Here is a 17,140-nt window from a genome sequence, read left to right as displayed (position 1 = left end):
GCAGCCGCGTCGTGGTCCACCGGGTCGTGGCCGCGTAGGTCGTGGGCATCCGCGACCCGGTGGAGCCGGTCACGGTACGAGGTCGAGTTCCGCCCACACCGTCTTGCGCGGGACCGGGCCCGGAGTGATGCCCCAGCGGGTGGCGAGCGCCTCGACGACGATCAGGCCGCGCCCGCTCTCCGCGAGCGGGTCGGGGGCCGTGGCGACGGGCAGGCGGTCGCCACGGGTGTCGGTGACCTCGATCCGCAGCCGGCCGTCATCGTGGGCGGCGAGGCGCAGCTGAAAGTCCCGGCCCGTCACCCGGCCGTGGACCGTGGCGTTGGTGGCGAGCTCGGCGACGATGTGCGCGGCCGACTCGGAGGGCAGTCCCCAGAGGTCGAGATGGGCCACGGCGAGGAGCCGGGCGAGCCGGGCGCCCCGGCGGGTGGGGGAGAGCAGCACGGTGAACGTGCGTGCGGTGGTGGGGTGTTGGGGGGTGGCGGTTTGTTGGTTCACGTCACTCAGCGTGGCTGCGTCTGCGTACCGTGCCCAGTGGCACAGCCCTTGCGTACGGTGATTGTCCCGGGCTTGTCCAGCGCTGTCCCAGCTGTCCGGAGTGACGTGCGGGGAACAGAAGCGGTTGAGCAGGAATGGCACGCACGTCGGAAGTGGGGCACGGATGAGCGCGGACGGGGTCGGTACGGAGCAGGGCGGCGGCGGGGCGGACGAGCCCGGTTGGGATGTCGATCCCGATGACGAGTCGGGCGTTGCGGTGGTCGCTGCCGTGGGGCGCCAGATCAGGGCCTGGCGGGAGGCGGCCGGGATGCGGGCCTGCGAGTTCGGTGCCGCGATCGGGTACGGGGAGGACCTGGTCCGCAAGGTGGAGGGCGGGCGGCGGATTCCTCGGCCGGAGTTCCTGGACAGGTCCGACGACGTGCTCGGCGCGGGCGGCAAGATCGCCGCGATGAAGCGGGATGTGGCGGCGGTTCGGTACCCGAAGAAGGTGCGGGACTTGGCCGGCGTCGAGGCGAAGGCTGTGGAGATTGCGGCCTATGTGGCGCACGGCCTGCATGGGCTGTTGCAGACCCCGGGCCATGCTCGGGCGCTGTTCGAGGCCCGGCAGCCCCCGTACTCGCAGGACGAGGTGCAACGGATGGTTGCCGCGCGCATGGCGCGGCAGTCGATCTACGGGCGGTCGCCTGCGCCCGCTCTCAGCTTCGTTCAGGAGGAGTCGGCACTCAGGCGCCCCATTGGAGGCACGCTGGAGTGGCGACGCCAGCTCGAACGGCTGCTGGAGATCGGGAAGTTGCGCAATGTGACCCTCCAGGTGATGCCTACGCATCGAGAGGCACATCCTGGGATGGACGGTGACATCAGGGCGATGAAGTTCGAAGATGGTTCGGCAGTGGGATGGTCGAATGGGGCATTCAACGGGCGCCGGGTGAGTGAGCCGAGACAGCTCCGTATTCTTGAACTGCGGTATGGCACCATCCGGGCCGAAGCCCTCACACCCCGCGACACTCTGGCCCTCATCGAACGAATGCTGGGAGAGACATGAACCGCAGAGCTTCTGTGCAAGGCGTTTCCGGCTTGGTCTGGTTCAAGAGCAGCTACAGCAGCGACGGCAACGAAGGCGATTGCGTCGAGACCGCGACCGCCCCCGGCGCCATGCACGTCCGCGACTCGAAGAACCTGTCCGGCCCACAGCTCACCTTTGGTGAGACCGCATGGGCGGGCTTCGTCCCGTACGTTGCCGGGCGCTGATCAGCAGCATCCTCGATCAGGGCCGCAGCCGCCTCGCGTGGTGATGCGCCGCCTCCCCCAGCGCGGCCGCGACAGCGACCTCGGTGCCTGCGAGGCCGACGGAGCAGAAGACGGTGATCTGCTCCGGGCTCGTCCGGCCCGTCGCCGTACCGGACAGGATGGCGCCCAGAGCGATCATCCGGTCGACGGGGAGGATGTGCGGCTCGCTGTAGGCGGTGGCCTGGGCCGGTGAGTCGGTGAAGAGCACGTCGGCCCGGTCTGCCAACGCCTCGGGCACTTCGTGGCGCGAGATCGTCTTCGGCCCGAGCGTCGTCACATGCGTCCCCGGCGCGATCCAGTCGGCGTCGAGGACGGGCACCGGGCTGTTCGTGGCGACGACCAGGACGTCGTGATCGCGTACCGCCTCCTCCGCCGTACGCACCGCCCGTACCGTGACACCCAGTTCCTCGTCAGCCCGCCGGGCGAACGCTTCCGCGCGTTCCGGTCTGCGGGCCGCCACCGTGGCCTCCCTCACCTGTCGCACCGAGCTGATGGCCCACAGCTGTGTCCAGGCGTGCGTGCCTGCTCCCACCAGCCCGAGTCGTACCGGTCCCGGGTTTGCCGCCGCGTCCACCGCTACGGCACCGATGGCGCCGGTCCGTCGGGCGCCCAGCTCATCGCCGTGCACGACGGCCCGGAGCCGCCCGCCCTCGGTGTCCCACACGGCCACCAGCTGCTCCGCTCCGACGAGGGTGTCGTAGGCACGGAAGCCGAACAGTTTCTCCGCGCGCAGATGGCCTGCCGTGAACACCAGCTGACCGCCCCCGAGGTCGGCACGGACCCGTGGCGGCGCGTGGAGACCGCCTTCATTCGCGGCCAGGAGAGCGTTCCGTACGGCGCGGACGGCCGTGGGAGCGTCGAGATGAGCACGCACGTCGTCGTCATTCAGCAGCAGCACGGACATCGCGCACTTCCTTCGCGTGAGCAGTAGTGGGGTAGCGGCAGAGATCACCCTGCCGGATCGGCCCCGCGCGGTCATCCGTCCTCGGACCCAGACAGGAAGTCAGCCGCTCGGCCTACGCCGGGCTGAGGAGGTCCGCGAACGCCGCGTCCCCGCTCGACCGCAGCGCGGGCAGCCCCACCGGGGCCAACGACGCGTCCCGGATCCCCCGCAGCACCTCCGCCCCGATCTCCGCCAGCCGGTGAGCCGGTGGTGGCGTCGCACCGAGCCCGATCGCGTACCCCGTGCGGCCGCCGGCCGTGAGCGGGCGCGGCCAGATGCGGCAGTCGGCGGCGCCCGTCTCGGCGAGGGCGGCGGCCAGGGCCAGGAGCCGCCCGCGTAGCCGCCCCTCGTCGGGCCCGCCCGGGGGCACCGATGCCAGCGCCCAGGACGGGTGCAGGTCGGACAGGCGCGGCGGCGCACACAGCAGCGCACGCGGGTCGGCGCCGTCCTCCGCCGCCTCCAGGATCTCCCACGCCCGGTACAGCTCGGCGGCCAGGAGATCGCGGCCCGCGACGGAGACCTGCGTGGTGCAGGAACGCACCGGAGCCGTCGGGGTCAGCACCGTCACCGGGTCACCGGTCGCCCCGGCCCCGCCCACCGCCTCGTCCCAGTCCCACGCCGCCCAGGTCGCGAAGAAGTGCCGGAGCAGCGCGAGCGGCGGCGGGTCGCCGGCCTCGCGAGCGGTACGGGCGGCGAGGACGGCCCAGGCGAGGCCCGGCAGCCCGCCGCAGGGCGCGGAGTCGAGGCCCCTCGCGCCCGCCCACGCCTTGACGTCCCGGGCGAGAGCGGCGAAGGCCTCCCGGTACGGATCCGCCGCCATGAGCACCGCTTCGGCGTCGGTCACCGCGCTCAGCGCGACCGCCGCCGCGTCGCCCAGCTCGGAGCGGCGGGCGACCGCCTCGTCGGGGGACAGGGGTCCGGTCGCCACGGTGACCAGGTCGACCCGGAGGCCGTCGAGCCGCCAGCGCAGGCCGGGCACCCGGGCGCCCGCCACCTCATACAGGTCCCGCGCCTCCGGGAACGCAGCCGTCAGCAGCGACCGCACCCCCGCCGGCTCGACGGCGCCGGGCAGGGCCGCGACCAGGTCCAGGTCCGCGCCGGGCAGCGCGCAGCCCATGCGGCGGGAACCGACGACGTGGACGCGGGCGCCGGGGAGGGCGGCGGCGACCCGTTCCGTCACGCCGTCATCCCCTTCGGCCGGCGGAAGGGGCGGGCCCAGCTCCACCCGTACCCCGTAGTGATCGGAGACGTACAGCCCCTCCGGGCCGGGCGTCTCTCCGGTCAGGACCGCCGACCGGGCGTGCAGCCTTTCCGTACGCAGCAGGACCCTGTCCAGCCGGGAGACGCGGCCGGAGAGGGAGGAGACGGCGGCGAGAGGGTTCACCGACGGGTCGAAGGTGGGAGTGGTGTCGGCGGGGCCGTGCACCTCGGTCCACGCGTCCGTCATCGCCAGGCGGGTCTGCGGGTGGTCGCCGCCGTCGTTGAAGTCGCCGACGAGGAGGAGCTCGCCCTCGATGCCCGCCAACCCCGTTGCCAGGTCGGCCAGTTCGGTGTCGCGGCGAGTGGCGCCGTCGGGGGAGTGGTCACTGCTGAGGTGGGTCACGGCCACCGTGACGGGGCCCTCGGTCGTCTCGACGACGGCTGCGGCCACCGCCTTGTGCGGGCCGAGCACGTGCAGAGCCGCCTCGCTCACGGGCAGCCGGCTGAGCAGCAGCAGCCCGCAGTCCGGTACGTCACGGCCCGCCGGGTCGGTGGCGAGGACGTATCCGTCCCGAATCCAGTCGCAGGCCAGCAGCAGCTCCAGCAGCGCGGGCTCCGCCTCCTGGAGTGCGATGACGTCCGCTTCCGCCGCGCGCAGGGCGTCGAGGAGGAGCGGGCGGCGGCGGGCCGTGTCGATGCGGTCGCTGTCGTAGCGGTCCCAGAGGGTGTTCCAGGTGAGCACCGTCAGCGGACCGGACGGGCCGGCCGGGGGCCGGGCGGGCGACGGTTCCCAGGTGCCCGTAGTAGGGGAGAAGGCGTGCGGGACGCGGGAGGTGAAGTAAGGGGAGGGGAGCCGGCGCGGGCTGCGCACCCGGCCCGCGTCCGTCTCGTCGATGCGGTCCGCCCCCGAGGACCGGTCCCACACCACCTCGCCGTCCGCCTCGAAGAACAGCACCCGGTGCCAGGGGATGTCCCCGCCGGGCGTGAACCGTTCCAGCGGCACCCGCTTGGGGTCCCGGCCGCGCTGGGCGACGCCCAGGACGAAGCGCGCCGGGTCGAAGCGGGCGTCCCAGCGGACCCGGTGGTAGATCTCCTCGCTCGTACGCATCAGGTCCGGTCCTCCACGGTTCCGCTCGTGCCGATGTACCAGGTGCGGTGGGCCTGGCCGGGATACGGGGGTGCGAAGCGGCGCAGCTGGGAGGCCAGGACCTCCGGGGGGACGGGGTGGCTGCGCCGGGTGTTGCGGGTGGTGAGTTCGTCTGCGCCGACCCAGGCCACGGCGTGGGTGAGCAGGGCGTCCCTGCGGTGGGCGACCGCGTGGACCAGGGAGCGCTGGTGCGGGTTGAGCGAGGTGGCGTCCCAGACCACGGTGGCGCCGGGGACGAGAGCGGCGTCGAGGCGGTCCAGCCCTTCGCGCAGGACGTCCGCGTTGGCGCTCTGGTCGGCGCGGGAGCCCCGGGACTCGCGCAGGTCGTCGAGGGAGAGGTACGTGGCGACGCCCGGCAGGCCGCGGCCGAAGGTGCTCTTGCCGCTGCCGGAGGGGCCGGCCAAGTGGATGAGGGAGGGGAAGTCACCGGACCGCCACCGCCAGGTCGCAGCGACCGCCTCCTCCGCGGTGCCGATGCGGCCCAGCGCGTACGCCTCACGGGCCTGCGCCAGGCAGCGGGCGGCAGCGTCCGGCTCCAGGCCCGCGAAGGACTCCCGCAGCCCGGACGGTTCCGCCACCTCCGCCGCGTGCAGCGCCGACCACTCCACCTGCTCGCGGGCCTCGGGCGTCTCGGCCAGTGCTCCGGCCAGCGCGTGCAGGACCGGCAGGTCGGCGGCGAGCGCCATCCTGGCCAGGCCCGCGTGGCGCTCGTCGTCCGGGTAAGGGCGGTGCAGTGCGGGGTACAGGCCGACCAGGTCCGCGGTCCGCCGGGCGAGCGGCATCCCGAGCGGTCCGGCGAGCAGCGGGGCGAGTGCGGCGCGGGGGATGCGGTGGAGCAGGGCGGCGAGCACCCCGGCCAGCCGGTCGTCGCCGGTGCGGCCCCGTGCGTCCAGGGCGTCGGCCGTCGCGAGGGCGGCCGGTGCGTCGCCGGGGACGAGGCCCGTGGCGACGGCGAGCGCCGCCGGGTGTGTCGGTGCGCCCGGAGCCTCACCCGCCCTGGTGCCGACCGCCACAGCGAGCGCCGCCGGGTCCACCGGGGCGCCCGAGCGTACGGCCCACAGGGCGGCGGCCGGGCCCAGCCCGTTCTCCACCACCTCCGCGTGCATCCAGTGCGTGTCCGTCGTCACGTGGCCCGGCCGCACCCACTTCGCCACGCGCCGCCTGAACGCCGCGGCCGGGAAGCTCTCGGCGGGGCGGACGACGTAACCCTCCTGGCGCAGCGTGTCCGGCTTCAGCGCGCGCAGCGCCTTCTCGGCCCGGGCGTCGAAGACCCCGCGCCACAGCACCCGCGGCGTCGGGATGCCCAGGTCCCGCAGGAAGTCCACGGTCGGGTCCCAGGCCAGGCAGCGGTCTCCGTCCCAGACGGAGAAGCCGTAGAAGTGGCTCGCGAGGTCCTCGTACGGGATGGAGTGGCGGGCGAACATGTTCTCGCCGCAGATCCGCCACCCCGCCGGGATGCGCGGGCCGATGCGGCCCTGGAGCGCCTTGACCCAGCCGCGGGAGGGGTGGTGCGCCGAGTCGAGGGAGCGGGCGTGCAGCCCGTCCGCGTACAGCGTGGTGTTCTCGCCGTCCAGCTTCTCGGTGACCACGACCTCGGAGCCGGTCAGCCCGGCGAGGTCGGCCAGGCGCACGTCGTCCGAGGTGGCCCCGGGTGACCAGGGCAGATGCGGGGTCCGTGGATAGTGCGTACGCATGTTCTGTGCCCCCGGTGAGTCGCCGTCCCGGCCGGTCACACTAGGGGCGGGGGAGTGCGGCCCTCGACCGAATATCGGGGCGGGGCGAACGGGCCGGCCGCCGCGGTTCGTGCCCGCGTTTGACCATGGCGGCGCGGGGGGTAAGATCCTCCGCCCGATTGGCCAGGCTCGTGCCCCGTATGGCACACTGACCAGGTTGCTCGGTTGAGTGTCAATGCTGCGCGCCTCCCGCCGGGAGGACCGGAAGCGAGTCCCACAGTACTCGTCGGCCCTGTAAGGGCCGGACGTACGGGAATCTTTCGGGAAGCGTATGTGTGGCACCGGCCAGGCGCCCGGTGGGGTTCCTCCCCCGGCAGCGCGGTCTCAGGCCCGCACCCCCTTGGTTGGGATCTTCTTCGGGAGATTTTCGTAGAGGGGATGCGACACGCCCGACCGCGTGGGTCGGAGGCGGAGTTACCAGAACCTCGGGTTCCAGAGCGTTACGAGAGACAGGACTACTAGTAGCCATGGCGGGACAGAAGATCCGCATCCGGCTCAAGGCCTACGACCACGAGGTCATCGACTCCTCGGCGAAGAAGATCGTCGAGACGGTGACCCGCACTGGTGCGTCGGTCGCGGGCCCGGTGCCGCTGCCCACTGAGAAGAACGTGTACTGCGTCATCAAGTCGCCGCACAAGTACAAGGACTCTCGCGAGCACTTCGAGATGCGCACGCACAAGCGCCTCATCGACATTCTCGACCCCACGCCGAAGACGGTTGACTCGCTGATGCGCCTCGACCTGCCGGCTGGCGTCGACATCGAGATCAAGCTCTGAGGGGACGGGCCGAGATGAGCAAGAACATCAAGGGCGTCCTGGGCGAGAAGCTCGGTATGACCCAGGTCTGGGACGAGAACAACCGGGTTGTCCCGGTGACCGTCGTCAAGGCCGGTCCGTGCGTCGTGACGCAGGTGCGTACGAACGACAGCGACGGCTACGAGTCGGTCCAGATCGCCTTCGGCGAGATTGACCCGCGCAAGGTGAACAAGCCCCTCAAGGGTCACTTCGCCAAGGCCGACGTGACTCCGCGCCGCCACCTGGTGGAGCTCCGCACCCCTGACGCCAGCGAGTACACGCTGGGCCAGGAGATCACTGCCCAGGTGTTCGAGTCCGGCGTCAAGGTTGACGTCACGGGCAAGAGCAAGGGCAAGGGCTTCGCCGGTGTCATGAAGCGTCACAACTTCAAGGGCCTCGGCGCCGGTCACGGCGTCCAGCGCAAGCACCGTTCCCCCGGTTCGATCGGTGGCTGTGCCACCCCTGGGCGTGTCTTCAAGGGCATGCGCATGGCCGGTCGGATGGGTAACGAGCGCGTCACCACCCAGAACCTGACCATCCACGCGGTTGACGCGGAGAAGGGTCTGCTCCTCATCAAGGGCGCAGTCCCCGGTCCGAACGGCGGCCTCGTCCTGGTCCGTACCGCGGCCAAGGGGGCTTGAGGTAATGAGCACCATTGACATCCTTTCGCCGGCAGGCGACAAGGCCGGTACCGTCGAGCTCCCCGCGGAGATCTTCGACGCGAAGACCAGCGTTCCGCTGATCCACCAGGTCGTTGTCGCACAGCTGGCAGCTGCCCGTCAGGGCACGCACAAGACCAAGCGTCGCGGCGAAGTCCGTGGTGGTGGGCGCAAGCCTTACCGCCAGAAGGGCACCGGCCGCGCCCGCCAGGGTTCGACCCGCGCACCGCAGTTCGTCGGCGGTGGCGTCGTCCACGGCCCGCAGCCGCGTGACTACTCGCAGCGCACCCCCAAGAAGATGAAGGCCGCCGCCCTGCGCGGTGCCCTCTCCGACCGGGCGCGTCACTCCCGCATCCACGTCGTCACCGGCGTGGTCGAGGGTGGAGTCTCCACGAAGGCCGCCAAGTCGCTGCTCGGCAAGATCTCGGAGCGCAACAACGTGCTCCTGGTCGTCGACCGCAACGACGAGGCCGCGTGGCTCTCCGCACGCAACCTGCCCCAGGTGCACATCCTGGACCCGGGCCAGCTGAACACGTACGACGTGATCGTCTCTGACGACGTGGTCTTCACCCAGGCCGCTTTCGAGTCCTTCGTGTCTGGCCCCCAGACCGCTGAGACCGAAGGGAGCGACGCCTGATGAGCGAGGCGACCGTTACCAGCAAGACCTACTCCGACCCGCGTGACGTTCTCGTCAAGCCGGTTGTTTCGGAGAAGAGCTACGCGCTGCTCGACGAGAACAAGTACACGTTCATCGTCGCGCCCGGCTCCAACAAGACCCAGATCAAGCAGGCCGTCGAAGCGGTCTTCTCGGTCAAGGTCACCGGGGTCAACACGATCAACCGTCAGGGTAAGCGCAAGCGCACCAAGACCGGTTTCGGCAAGCGCGCTGACACCAAGCGCGCCATCGTGACCCTCGCTGAGGGCGACCGAATCGACATCTTCGGCGGCCCGACCTCCTAACGGAGGTCGAGTCGTCCGGAATCGGACGAGGACTGAGAAATGGGTATCCGCAAGTACAAGCCGACGACCCCGGGCCGTCGTGGCTCCAGCGTCGCCGACTTTGTCGAGATCACGCGGTCCACGCCGGAGAAGTCGCTGGTCCGCCCCCTGCACAGCAAGGGCGGCCGTAACAACACCGGTCGTGTGACCGTTCGCCACCAGGGTGGTGGCCACAAGCGCGCCTACCGCGTGATCGACTTCCGTCGTCACGACAAGGACGGCGTGCCGGCCAAGGTCGCGCACATCGAGTACGACCCGAACCGCACCGCGCGCATCGCGCTCCTGCACTACGCGGACGGCGAGAAGCGCTACATCATCGCGCCGCGTGGCCTGGGTCAGGGCGACCGTGTCGAGAACGGCCCGGCCGCCGACATCAAGCCCGGTAACAACCTGGCGCTGCGCAACATCCCGGTCGGTACGACCATCCACGCCATCGAGCTGCGGCCCGGCGGCGGCGCGAAGTTCGCCCGTTCCGCGGGTGCCTCCGTGCAGCTGCTGGCGAAGGAGGGCACCATGGCCCACCTTCGTATGCCGTCGGGTGAGATCCGCCTGGTCGACGCCCGCTGCCGCGCCACCATCGGTGAGGTCGGCAACGCCGAGCAGTCGAACATCAACTGGGGCAAGGCCGGCCGCATGCGCTGGAAGGGCGTTCGCCCGTCCGTCCGCGGTGTCGCGATGAACCCGGTTGACCACCCGCACGGTGGTGGTGAAGGCAAGACCTCCGGTGGACGTCACCCGGTCTCGCCGTGGGGTCAGAAGGAGGGTCGTACTCGCTCGCCGAAGAAGGCATCGAGCAAGTACATCGTCCGCCGCCGCAAGACGAACAAGAAGCGCTAGGAGCGGGTTTAGATGCCGCGCAGTCTCAAGAAGGGGCCCTTCGTCGACGGCCACCTCATCAAGAAGGTGGACGTACAGAACGAGGCAGGCACCAAGAACGTCATCAAGACCTGGTCCCGTCGCTCGATGATCATCCCGGCCATGCTGGGTCACACCATCGCGGTGCACAACGGCAAGATTCACGTCCCGGTGTTCGTCACCGAGTCGATGGTCGGCCACAAGCTCGGCGAGTTCTCGCCGACTCGCACCTTCCGCGGCCACGTCAAGGACGACCGGAAGTCGAAGCGCCGCTAGCGCGGGGTGGAAACGACTATGACTCACACCGAAGGGACAACCATGGAAGCCAGGGCCCAGGCGCGGTACATCCGCGTCACGCCCATGAAGGCCCGCCGAGTGGTGGACCTCATCCGTGGCATGGATGCCACGGAGGCTCAGGCGGTCCTGCGTTTCGCCCCGCAGGCCGCGAGCGTGCCGGTTGGCAAGGTGCTTGACAGCGCCATTGCCAACGCTGCACACAACTACGACCACCCTGACGCCTCTTCGCTGGTCATCAGCGAGGCGTACGTGGACGAGGGCCCGACCCTGAAGCGGTTCCGTCCGCGTGCTCAGGGCCGTGCCTACCGGATCCGTAAGCGGACCAGCCACATCACCGTGGTCGTCAGCAGCAAGGAAGGAACCCGGTAATGGGCCAGAAGGTAAACCCGCACGGGTTCCGGCTCGGCATTACCACGGACTTCAAGTCCCGTTGGTACGCCGACAAGCTGTACAAGGACTACGTCAAGGAAGACGTTGCCATTCGTCGCATGATGACGAAGGGCATGGAGCGAGCCGGCATCTCGAAGGTTGAGATCGAGCGCACCCGCGACCGCGTCCGCGTTGACATCCACACCGCCCGCCCGGGCATCGTCATCGGCCGCCGCGGCGCCGAGGCCGACCGCATCCGTGGCGAGCTGGAGAAGCTGACCGGCAAGCAGGTCCAGCTGAACATCCTCGAGGTCAAGAACCCCGAGGTGGACGCTCAGCTGGTGGCCCAGGCCGTCGCCGAGCAGCTCTCCTCCCGCGTCTCCTTCCGTCGCGCCATGCGTAAGAGCATGCAGAGCTCGATGAAGGCCGGCGCCAAGGGCATCAAGATCCAGTGCGGCGGTCGCCTCGGCGGCGCCGAGATGTCCCGCTCGGAGTTCTACCGCGAGGGCCGCGTGCCCCTGCACACCCTCCGTGCGAACGTCGACTACGGCTTCTTCGAGGCCAAGACGACCTTCGGCCGCATCGGCGTGAAGGTCTGGATCTACAAGGGCGACGTCAAGAACATCGCCGAGGTCCGCGCCGAGAACGCTGCTGCCCGTGCGGGCAACCGCCCGGCCCGTGGCGGCGCTGACCGTCCGGCCGGCCGCGGTGGCCGTGGTGGCGAGCGTGGCGGTCGCGGCCGCAAGCCGCAGCAGTCGGCTCCGGCCGCCGAGGCCCCCAAGGCCGAGGCGTCCGCCGCTGCTCCGGCGGCTGAGAGCACCGGAACGGAGGCCTGACCGAAATGCTGATCCCCCGTAGGGTCAAGCACCGCAAGCAGCACCACCCGAAGCGCAGCGGTATGTCCAAGGGTGGCACGCAGGTTGCGTTCGGCGAGTACGGCATCCAGGCGCTGACCCCGGCGTACGTGACGAACCGTCAGATCGAGTCCGCTCGTATCGCGATGACCCGTCACATCAAGCGTGGCGGCAAGGTCTGGATCAACATCTACCCGGACCGTCCCCTGACGAAGAAGCCTGCCGAGACCCGCATGGGTTCCGGTAAGGGTTCTCCCGAGTGGTGGATCGCGAACGTCAAGCCGGGTCGGGTGATGTTCGAGCTGTCCTACCCGAACGAGAAGATTGCTCGTGAGGCGCTCACCCGCGCTGCTCACAAGCTTCCGATGAAGTGCCGGATTGTTCGGCGCGAGGCAGGTGAGTCGTGATGTCGGCCGGTACCAAGACGTCCGAGCTGCGCGAGCTGGGCAACGAGGAGCTCCTCAACAAGCTCCGCGAGGCCAAGGAAGAGCTGTTCAACCTCCGCTTCCAGGCGGCGACCGGACAGCTCGAGAACCACGGCCGGCTCAAGTCCGTCCGTAAGGACATCGCCCGGATCTACACCCTGATGCGTGAGCGCGAGCTCGGCATCGAGACGGTGGAGAGCGTCTGATGAGCGAGAAGACTGTGACTGAGACGAACACCGACCGCGGTTTCCGCAAGACCCGTGAGGGTCTGGTCGTCAGCGACAAGATGGACAAGACCGTCGTCGTCGCTGTCGAGGACCGCGTCAAGCACGCGCTGTACGGCAAGGTCATCCGCCGTACGAACAAGCTCAAGGCTCACGACGAGCAGAACGCCGCCGGCGTCGGCGACCGTGTCCTCCTCATGGAGACCCGGCCGCTGTCCGCCACGAAGCGGTGGCGCATCGTCGAGATCCTCGAGAAGGCCAAGTAATTCCTGAGGGGTTTCCCCTTCAGGCAGGTTCCGCCAGGCTCGGCGGGGGTCCGTTCCGGTAACGGAGCGGCCCCCGCCGGGAACCGGCAGACGATCAGGAGATAGACGTGATCCAGCAGGAGTCGCGACTGCGCGTCGCCGACAACACGGGTGCGAAGGAAATTCTCACCATCCGTGTTCTCGGTGGCTCGGGTCGCCGCTACGCGGGCATCGGTGACGTCATCGTCGCCACCGTCAAGGACGCGATCCCCGGTGGCAACGTGAAGAAGGGTGACGTCGTCAAGGCCGTCATCGTTCGCACCGTCAAGGAGCGTCGTCGTCAGGATGGCTCGTACATCCGCTTCGACGAGAACGCCGCCGTCATTCTGAAGAACGACGGCGATCCCCGCGGCACCCGTATCTTCGGCCCGGTGGGCCGTGAGCTGCGCGAGAAGAAGTTCATGAAGATCATCTCGCTCGCGCCGGAGGTGCTGTAAGCATGAAGATCAAGAAGGGCGACCTGGTTCAGGTCATCACCGGTAAGGACAAGGGCAAGCAGGGCAAGGTCATCGTTGCCTACCCTGCTCAGGACCGCGTCCTCGTCGAGGGTGTCAACCGGGTCAAGAAGCACACCAAGGCCGGTCAGACCGCTCGCGGTTCGCAGACCGGTGGCATTGTGACGACCGAGGCACCCGTCCACGTCAGCAACGTGCAGCTGGTTGTTGAGAAGGACGGCAACAAGGTCGTTACTCGCGTCGGCTACCGCTTTGACGACGAGGGCAACAAGATCCGCGTTGCCAAGCGCACCGGTGAGGACATCTGATGACTACCACCACTGCGCCGCGTCTCAAGACGCGCTACCGCGAGGAAATCGCCGGCAAGCTGCGTGAGGAGTTCTCCTACGAGAACGTCATGCAGATTCCCGGTCTGGTCAAGATCGTGGTCAACATGGGTGTGGGCGACGCCGCCCGCGACTCCAAGCTGATCGATGGCGCCGTGCGCGACCTCACCACGATCACCGGTCAGAAGCCGGCCGTCACCAAGGCCCGCAAGTCGATCGCGCAGTTCAAGCTGCGCGAGGGGCAGCCGATCGGCTGCCACGTCACCCTCCGTGGTGACCGCATGTGGGAGTTCCTGGACCGTACGCTGTCGCTCGCGCTTCCGCGTATCCGTGACTTCCGTGGCCTGTCGCCGAAGCAGTTCGACGGCCGTGGCAACTACACCTTCGGTCTCACGGAGCAGGTCATGTTCCACGAGATCGACCAGGACAAGATCGACCGGGTCCGGGGCATGGACATCACCGTGGTCACCACGGCGACCAATGACGACGAGGGTCGTGCCCTCCTTCGTCACCTCGGCTTCCCGTTCAAGGAGAACTGACCGTGGCGAAGAAGGCTCTGATCGCTAAGGCCGCCCGTAAGCCGAAGTTCGGCGTTCGCGGGTACACCCGCTGCCAGCGCTGCGGCCGGCCCCACTCCGTCTACCGCAAGTTCGGCCTGTGCCGCGTGTGCCTTCGTGAGATGGCTCACCGTGGCGAGCTGCCGGGCGTGACCAAGAGCTCCTGGTAAATCTCCTTCGCCCTTTGGGCGTTGGGATTACCCGGAGACTCTCGGTAAGCATCTGGTCGGCAGGAGCCCGGCCTCACATGCCGTAGGCTTGTGGGGTTGGGCGCCTGCCGCCCAAGACCGACTTACTACGCCGTAGGTCCCCGCACCGCACCCGTCCTGCCTCTGAGTAGGGAGAGGGATGGCGCATACAGGAAACCCCGGCGAGAGAGGCCGAAGGCCAACTCATGACCATGACTGATCCCATCGCAGACATGCTCACGCGTCTGCGTAACGCGAACTCGGCGTATCACGACGACGTCACGATGCCGCACAGCAAGATCAAGTCGCACATCGCGGAGATCCTCCAGCAGGAGGGCTTCATCACGGGCTGGAAGGTCGAGGACGCCGAGGTTGGCAAGAACCTCGTCCTCGAGCTGAAGTTCGGCCCGAACCGCGAGCGCTCGATCGCCGGCATCAAGCGAATCTCGAAGCCGGGTCTGCGTGTATACGCAAAGTCCACCAATCTGCCGAAGGTTCTCGGCGGCCTGGGCGTGGCGATCATCTCCACGTCCCACGGTCTCCTGACCGGCCAGCAGGCCAGCAAGAAGGGCGTAGGTGGGGAAGTCCTCGCCTACGTCTGGTAGTCGGGAACGGAGGAATAGCTCATGTCGCGAATCGGCAAGCTCCCCATCCAGGTTCCCGCCGGTGTGGACGTCACCATCGATGGCCGCACGGTCGCGGTGAAGGGCCCCAAGGGCACCCTCTCGCACACCGTTGCGTCGCCGATCGAGGTCACCAAGGGTGAGGACGGCGTCCTGAACGTCGCCCGCCCGAACGACGAGCGTCAGAACAAGGCCCTTCACGGCCTGTCCCGCACGCTGGTGGCGAACATGATCACCGGCGTGACCACGGGATACATCAAGGCGCTCGAGATCAGTGGTGTCGGTTACCGCGTCCAGGCGAAGGGCTCCAACCTGGAGTTCGCCCTGGGCTACAGCCACCCGATCCTGATCGAGGCCCCGGAGGGCATCACCTTCAAGGTGGAGTCCCCCACGAAGTTCACCGTCGAGGGCATCGACAAGCAGAAGGTCGGCGAGACCGCGGCCAAGATCCGCAAGCTGCGGAAGCCTGACCCGTACAAGGCCAAGGGCGTCAAGTACGCCGGCGAGGTCATCCGCCGCAAGGTCGGAAAGGCTGGTAAGTAGCGATGGCATACGGCGTAAAGATCGCCAAGGGCGACGCGTACAAGCGTGCAGCCCTCAAGCGTCGCCACATCCGCGTCCGCAAGCACATCTCCGGTTCGCCGGAGCGTCCGCGCTTGGTTGTGACGCGTTCCAACCGCCACATGGTGGCTCAGGTCATCGACGACATCGCGGGCCACACGCTCGCGTCGGCGTCGACCCTGGACGTCTCCATCCGTGGTGGCGAGGGCGACAAGAGCAGCCAGGCCAAGCAGGTCGGCGCCCTGGTCGCCGAGCGTGCCAAGGCCGCAGGCGTCGAGGCCGTCGTGTTTGACCGCGGTGGTAACCAGTACGCCGGGCGGATTGCCGCTCTGGCTGACGCCGCCCGTGAAGCCGGGCTGAAGTTCTAAGCCCCGGTTCCTACGCACAGCGGACGTAACAGAGAGAGGTAAATCCAATGGCTGGACCCCAGCGCCGCGGAAGCGGTGCCGGTGGCGGCGAGCGGCGGGACCGGAAGGGCCGTGACGGCGGCGCAGCTGCCGCCGAGAAGACCGCGTACGTCGAGCGCGTCGTCGCGATCAACCGTGTCGCCAAGGTTGTGAAGGGTGGTCGTCGCTTCAGCTTCACCGCGCTGGTCGTGGTGGGCGATGGTGACGGCACCGTCGGTGTCGGTTACGGCAAGGCCAAGGAAGTTCCCGCGGCCATTGCCAAGGGCGTGGAAGAAGCCAAGAAGAACTTCTTCAAGGTTCCGCGTATCCAGGGCACCATCCCTCACCCGATCCAGGGCGAGAAGGCTGCGGGCGTCGTTCTGCTCAAGCCTGCTTCCCCCGGTACCGGTGTTATCGCCGGTGGCCCGGTGCGCGCCGTTCTGGAGTGCGCCGGCGTTCACGACATCCTGTCGAAGTCGCTCGGTTCTTCGAACCCGATCAACATCGTGCACGCGACCGTGGCGGCCCTCCAGGGCCTGCAGCGTCCCGAGGAGATCGCGGCTCGCCGTGGTCTGCCCCTCGAGGACGTCGCCCCCGCGGCTCTGCTTCGTGCTCGTGCGGGAGCGGGTGCGTAATGGCCCGTCTCAAGATCACGCAGACGAAGTCGTACATCGGCAGCAAGCAGAACCACCGCGACACCCTTCGTTCGCTCGGGCTGAAGCGCCTGCACGACGTGGTTGTCAAGGAGGACCGCCCCGAGTTCCGCGGAATGGTTCACACCGTCCGCCACCTCGTGACGGTTGAGGAGGTCGACTGACATGGCGGAGAACAAGCCGCTGAAGGCGCATGACCTCCGGCCTGCCCCGGGTGCCAAGACCGCCAAGACCCGTGTGGGTCGTGGTGAGGCATCCAAGGGTAAGACCGCTGGTCGTGGTACCAAGGGCACCAAGGCCCGTTACCAGGTTCCGGAGCGCTTCGAGGGTGGCCAGATGCCCCTCCACATGCGTCTCCCGAAGCTCAAGGGCTTCAAGAACCCGTTCCGCACCGAGTACCAGGTCGTGAACCTGGACAAGCTCGCGACGCTCTACCCCGAGGGTGGAGAGGTCACGGTGGCCGACCTGGTCGCCAAGGGCGCTGTGCGTAACAACCACCTCGTCAAGGTCCTCGGACAGGGCGAGATCTCCGTGGCACTGCAGGTTTCGGTTGACGCCGTCTCCGGCTCCGCCAAGGAGAAGATTGCCGCTGCCGGCGGCACTGTCACCGAGCTCGTCTGAGACAACTCGGACCATTCGGTGGCCTGAACATCCGACCGGGGATGCCTCTCATATGGGGCATCCCCGGTTGGTCGTTCCTAGGGGGGCATGTACGCCGGTAAGGTGGCCTCCGTTGCTGTGGTAAGCCCTGGGCGCAAGCGCCTTGGGCCCTTTGGCTATCACTTATTCATCGAACCTCAAGACC

At 68.7% G+C, this 17,140-nt stretch carries 27 protein-coding genes; 23 read left to right on the top strand and 4 right to left on the bottom strand.

The window, feature by feature from the left end:
• Nucleotides 1-69 precede the first annotated feature (69 nt).
• A complete protein-coding gene (locus OG959_RS14550) occupies nt 70-495 on the bottom strand; it encodes an ATP-binding protein (RefSeq protein ID WP_326658578.1) in 426 nt (141 codons plus the stop codon).
• A 163-nt stretch (nt 496-658) separates the two neighbouring features.
• Here OG959_RS14550 and OG959_RS14545 point away from each other — a divergent pair, with 163 nt between their 5' ends.
• Both OG959_RS14545 and OG959_RS14540 read left to right on the top strand, forming a co-directional pair.
• Entirely contained in the window at nt 659-1,537 is an 879-nt protein-coding gene (locus OG959_RS14545) for a helix-turn-helix domain-containing protein (protein ID WP_326658577.1), read from the top strand.
• Complete coding sequence (locus OG959_RS14540; protein ID WP_326658576.1) at nt 1,534-1,743, top strand: DUF397 domain-containing protein; 210 nt, start codon at nt 1,534-1,536, stop codon at nt 1,741-1,743. The genes OG959_RS14545 and OG959_RS14540 overlap by 4 nt, the downstream gene beginning before the upstream one ends.
• 16 nt (nt 1,744-1,759) lie before the next feature.
• On the opposite strand, the gene OG959_RS14535 is transcribed toward OG959_RS14540, so the two are convergent.
• From OG959_RS14535 to OG959_RS14525, 3 genes are all read right to left on the bottom strand, one after another.
• The gene (locus OG959_RS14535; RefSeq protein WP_326658575.1) at nt 1,760-2,686 is read right to left on the bottom strand and encodes an ornithine cyclodeaminase family protein; all 927 of its coding nucleotides are present in this window, start codon (nt 2,684-2,686) and stop codon (nt 1,760-1,762) included.
• Nucleotides 2,687-2,798: 112 nt separating this feature from the next.
• On the bottom strand, nt 2,799-5,033 hold the full coding sequence (locus tag OG959_RS14530; protein WP_326658574.1) for a poly(A) polymerase: 2,235 nt from the start codon (nt 5,031-5,033) through the stop codon (nt 2,799-2,801).
• Entirely contained in the window at nt 5,033-6,766 is a 1,734-nt protein-coding gene (locus OG959_RS14525; RefSeq protein WP_326658573.1) for an RNA ligase family protein, read from the bottom strand. Before OG959_RS14525 ends, OG959_RS14530 begins: the two co-directional genes overlap by 1 nt.
• Nucleotides 6,767-7,272: 506 nt before the next feature.
• Here OG959_RS14525 and rpsJ point away from each other — a divergent pair.
• The 21 genes from rpsJ (at nt 7,273) to rplO (ending at nt 16,956) form a co-directional block, all read left to right on the top strand.
• The gene (gene rpsJ, locus OG959_RS14520) at nt 7,273-7,581 is read left to right on the top strand and encodes a 30S ribosomal protein S10 (protein WP_003948644.1); all 309 of its coding nucleotides are present in this window, start codon (nt 7,273-7,275) and stop codon (nt 7,579-7,581) included.
• A 14-nt stretch (nt 7,582-7,595) separates the two neighbouring features.
• Complete coding sequence (gene rplC / locus OG959_RS14515) at nt 7,596-8,240, top strand: 50S ribosomal protein L3 (protein ID WP_136328436.1); 645 nt, start codon at nt 7,596-7,598, stop codon at nt 8,238-8,240.
• A gap of 4 nt (nt 8,241-8,244) precedes the next feature.
• The gene (gene rplD, locus OG959_RS14510) at nt 8,245-8,895 is read left to right on the top strand and encodes a 50S ribosomal protein L4 (protein ID WP_326658572.1); all 651 of its coding nucleotides are present in this window, start codon (nt 8,245-8,247) and stop codon (nt 8,893-8,895) included.
• Nucleotides 8,895-9,218, top strand: a complete 324-nt coding sequence (rplW, locus tag OG959_RS14505) for a 50S ribosomal protein L23 (RefSeq protein ID WP_014154589.1) — start codon at nt 8,895-8,897, stop codon at nt 9,216-9,218. The genes rplD and rplW overlap by 1 nt, the downstream gene beginning before the upstream one ends.
• Before the next feature lie 39 nt (nt 9,219-9,257).
• A complete protein-coding gene (rplB, locus tag OG959_RS14500; RefSeq protein ID WP_024494973.1) occupies nt 9,258-10,094 on the top strand; it encodes a 50S ribosomal protein L2 in 837 nt (278 codons plus the stop codon).
• A 12-nt stretch (nt 10,095-10,106) separates the two neighbouring features.
• A complete protein-coding gene (gene rpsS, locus OG959_RS14495; RefSeq protein ID WP_023539342.1) occupies nt 10,107-10,388 on the top strand; it encodes a 30S ribosomal protein S19 in 282 nt (93 codons plus the stop codon).
• Nucleotides 10,389-10,430: 42 nt separating this feature from the next.
• Entirely contained in the window at nt 10,431-10,778 is a 348-nt protein-coding gene (gene rplV / locus OG959_RS14490; RefSeq protein ID WP_026290933.1) for a 50S ribosomal protein L22, read from the top strand.
• Nucleotides 10,778-11,614 carry a 30S ribosomal protein S3 gene (gene rpsC / locus OG959_RS14485; RefSeq protein ID WP_148020233.1) on the top strand — a complete coding sequence of 279 codons (837 nt, stop codon included), beginning with the start codon at nt 10,778-10,780 and terminating at the stop codon, nt 11,612-11,614. Before rplV ends, rpsC begins: the two co-directional genes overlap by 1 nt.
• Before the next feature lie 5 nt (nt 11,615-11,619).
• Nucleotides 11,620-12,039 carry a 50S ribosomal protein L16 gene (gene rplP / locus OG959_RS14480; RefSeq protein WP_003966953.1) on the top strand — a complete coding sequence of 140 codons (420 nt, stop codon included), beginning with the start codon at nt 11,620-11,622 and terminating at the stop codon, nt 12,037-12,039.
• The gene (gene rpmC, locus OG959_RS14475) at nt 12,039-12,263 is read left to right on the top strand and encodes a 50S ribosomal protein L29 (RefSeq protein ID WP_024494976.1); all 225 of its coding nucleotides are present in this window, start codon (nt 12,039-12,041) and stop codon (nt 12,261-12,263) included. Before rplP ends, rpmC begins: the two co-directional genes overlap by 1 nt.
• Complete coding sequence (gene rpsQ, locus OG959_RS14470; protein WP_073786784.1) at nt 12,263-12,547, top strand: 30S ribosomal protein S17; 285 nt, start codon at nt 12,263-12,265, stop codon at nt 12,545-12,547. Before rpmC ends, rpsQ begins: the two co-directional genes overlap by 1 nt.
• A 107-nt stretch (nt 12,548-12,654) precedes the next feature.
• Entirely contained in the window at nt 12,655-13,023 is a 369-nt protein-coding gene (gene rplN / locus OG959_RS14465; protein WP_003966950.1) for a 50S ribosomal protein L14, read from the top strand.
• 2 nt (nt 13,024-13,025) lie between these two features.
• Complete coding sequence (rplX, locus tag OG959_RS14460; protein ID WP_018550616.1) at nt 13,026-13,349, top strand: 50S ribosomal protein L24; 324 nt, start codon at nt 13,026-13,028, stop codon at nt 13,347-13,349.
• Nucleotides 13,349-13,906 carry a 50S ribosomal protein L5 gene (rplE, locus tag OG959_RS14455; RefSeq protein WP_018550615.1) on the top strand — a complete coding sequence of 186 codons (558 nt, stop codon included), beginning with the start codon at nt 13,349-13,351 and terminating at the stop codon, nt 13,904-13,906. Before rplX ends, rplE begins: the two co-directional genes overlap by 1 nt.
• A gap of 2 nt (nt 13,907-13,908) precedes the next feature.
• A complete protein-coding gene (locus OG959_RS14450; protein ID WP_003948630.1) occupies nt 13,909-14,094 on the top strand; it encodes a type Z 30S ribosomal protein S14 in 186 nt (61 codons plus the stop codon).
• Between the two features lie 224 nt (nt 14,095-14,318).
• Entirely contained in the window at nt 14,319-14,717 is a 399-nt protein-coding gene (gene rpsH, locus OG959_RS14445; protein WP_018519291.1) for a 30S ribosomal protein S8, read from the top strand.
• A gap of 21 nt (nt 14,718-14,738) precedes the next feature.
• Nucleotides 14,739-15,278, top strand: coding sequence for a 50S ribosomal protein L6 (gene rplF, locus OG959_RS14440; protein ID WP_148020235.1), 540 nt, complete (start codon nt 14,739-14,741; stop codon nt 15,276-15,278).
• Nucleotides 15,279-15,280: 2 nt separating this feature from the next.
• The gene (gene rplR / locus OG959_RS14435) at nt 15,281-15,664 is read left to right on the top strand and encodes a 50S ribosomal protein L18 (RefSeq protein ID WP_018550612.1); all 384 of its coding nucleotides are present in this window, start codon (nt 15,281-15,283) and stop codon (nt 15,662-15,664) included.
• A 47-nt stretch (nt 15,665-15,711) separates the two neighbouring features.
• Nucleotides 15,712-16,317: a 30S ribosomal protein S5 gene (gene rpsE, locus OG959_RS14430; RefSeq protein ID WP_018101216.1), complete on the top strand. Its 606-nt coding sequence runs from the start codon at nt 15,712-15,714 to the stop codon at nt 16,315-16,317.
• Nucleotides 16,317-16,499 (top strand): 50S ribosomal protein L30, encoded by a 183-nt coding sequence (rpmD, locus tag OG959_RS14425; protein WP_018550611.1) that lies wholly within the window; start codon nt 16,317-16,319, stop codon nt 16,497-16,499. Before rpsE ends, rpmD begins: the two co-directional genes overlap by 1 nt.
• 1 nt (nt 16,500) lies before the next feature.
• On the top strand, nt 16,501-16,956 hold the full coding sequence (gene rplO, locus OG959_RS14420) for a 50S ribosomal protein L15 (protein ID WP_018550610.1): 456 nt from the start codon (nt 16,501-16,503) through the stop codon (nt 16,954-16,956).
• The last annotated feature ends 184 nt before the right edge of the window (nt 16,957-17,140 follow it).

This window comes from Streptomyces sp. NBC_00385, from assembly GCF_035917155.1.
Taxonomy (GTDB): domain Bacteria; phylum Actinomycetota; class Actinomycetes; order Streptomycetales; family Streptomycetaceae; genus Streptomyces; species Streptomyces poriferorum.
Note: the sequence above shows the minus strand (reverse complement) of the source record. Positions and strands in the feature narration are given on the sequence as shown.

Coding starts and splice junctions, on each gene's coding strand:
- rplO (WP_018550610.1), top strand. CDS start 16,501: ATGGCGGAGAACAAGCCGCTGAAGGCGCATGACCTCCGGCCTGCCCCG.
- rpsS (WP_023539342.1), top strand. CDS start 10,107: ATGCCGCGCAGTCTCAAGAAGGGGCCCTTCGTCGACGGCCACCTCATC.
- rpsQ (WP_073786784.1), top strand. CDS start 12,263: ATGAGCGAGAAGACTGTGACTGAGACGAACACCGACCGCGGTTTCCGC.
- rplX (WP_018550616.1), top strand. CDS start 13,026: ATGAAGATCAAGAAGGGCGACCTGGTTCAGGTCATCACCGGTAAGGAC.
- rplC (WP_136328436.1), top strand. CDS start 7,596: ATGAGCAAGAACATCAAGGGCGTCCTGGGCGAGAAGCTCGGTATGACC.
- rplD (WP_326658572.1), top strand. CDS start 8,245: ATGAGCACCATTGACATCCTTTCGCCGGCAGGCGACAAGGCCGGTACC.
- OG959_RS14525 (WP_326658573.1), bottom strand. CDS start 6,766: ATGCGTACGCACTATCCACGGACCCCGCATCTGCCCTGGTCACCCGGG.
- rpsJ (WP_003948644.1), top strand. CDS start 7,273: ATGGCGGGACAGAAGATCCGCATCCGGCTCAAGGCCTACGACCACGAG.
- OG959_RS14535 (WP_326658575.1), bottom strand. CDS start 2,686: ATGTCCGTGCTGCTGCTGAATGACGACGACGTGCGTGCTCATCTCGAC.
- rplV (WP_026290933.1), top strand. CDS start 10,431: ATGGAAGCCAGGGCCCAGGCGCGGTACATCCGCGTCACGCCCATGAAG.
- OG959_RS14545 (WP_326658577.1), top strand. CDS start 659: ATGAGCGCGGACGGGGTCGGTACGGAGCAGGGCGGCGGCGGGGCGGAC.
- rpsH (WP_018519291.1), top strand. CDS start 14,319: ATGACCATGACTGATCCCATCGCAGACATGCTCACGCGTCTGCGTAAC.
- rpsC (WP_148020233.1), top strand. CDS start 10,778: ATGGGCCAGAAGGTAAACCCGCACGGGTTCCGGCTCGGCATTACCACG.
- rplF (WP_148020235.1), top strand. CDS start 14,739: ATGTCGCGAATCGGCAAGCTCCCCATCCAGGTTCCCGCCGGTGTGGAC.
- rplW (WP_014154589.1), top strand. CDS start 8,895: ATGAGCGAGGCGACCGTTACCAGCAAGACCTACTCCGACCCGCGTGAC.
- rplP (WP_003966953.1), top strand. CDS start 11,620: ATGCTGATCCCCCGTAGGGTCAAGCACCGCAAGCAGCACCACCCGAAG.
- OG959_RS14530 (WP_326658574.1), bottom strand. CDS start 5,033: ATGCGTACGAGCGAGGAGATCTACCACCGGGTCCGCTGGGACGCCCGC.
- rplE (WP_018550615.1), top strand. CDS start 13,349: ATGACTACCACCACTGCGCCGCGTCTCAAGACGCGCTACCGCGAGGAA.
- rpmD (WP_018550611.1), top strand. CDS start 16,317: ATGGCCCGTCTCAAGATCACGCAGACGAAGTCGTACATCGGCAGCAAG.
- rplB (WP_024494973.1), top strand. CDS start 9,258: ATGGGTATCCGCAAGTACAAGCCGACGACCCCGGGCCGTCGTGGCTCC.
- rplR (WP_018550612.1), top strand. CDS start 15,281: ATGGCATACGGCGTAAAGATCGCCAAGGGCGACGCGTACAAGCGTGCA.
- rpmC (WP_024494976.1), top strand. CDS start 12,039: ATGTCGGCCGGTACCAAGACGTCCGAGCTGCGCGAGCTGGGCAACGAG.
- OG959_RS14540 (WP_326658576.1), top strand. CDS start 1,534: ATGAACCGCAGAGCTTCTGTGCAAGGCGTTTCCGGCTTGGTCTGGTTC.
- rpsE (WP_018101216.1), top strand. CDS start 15,712: ATGGCTGGACCCCAGCGCCGCGGAAGCGGTGCCGGTGGCGGCGAGCGG.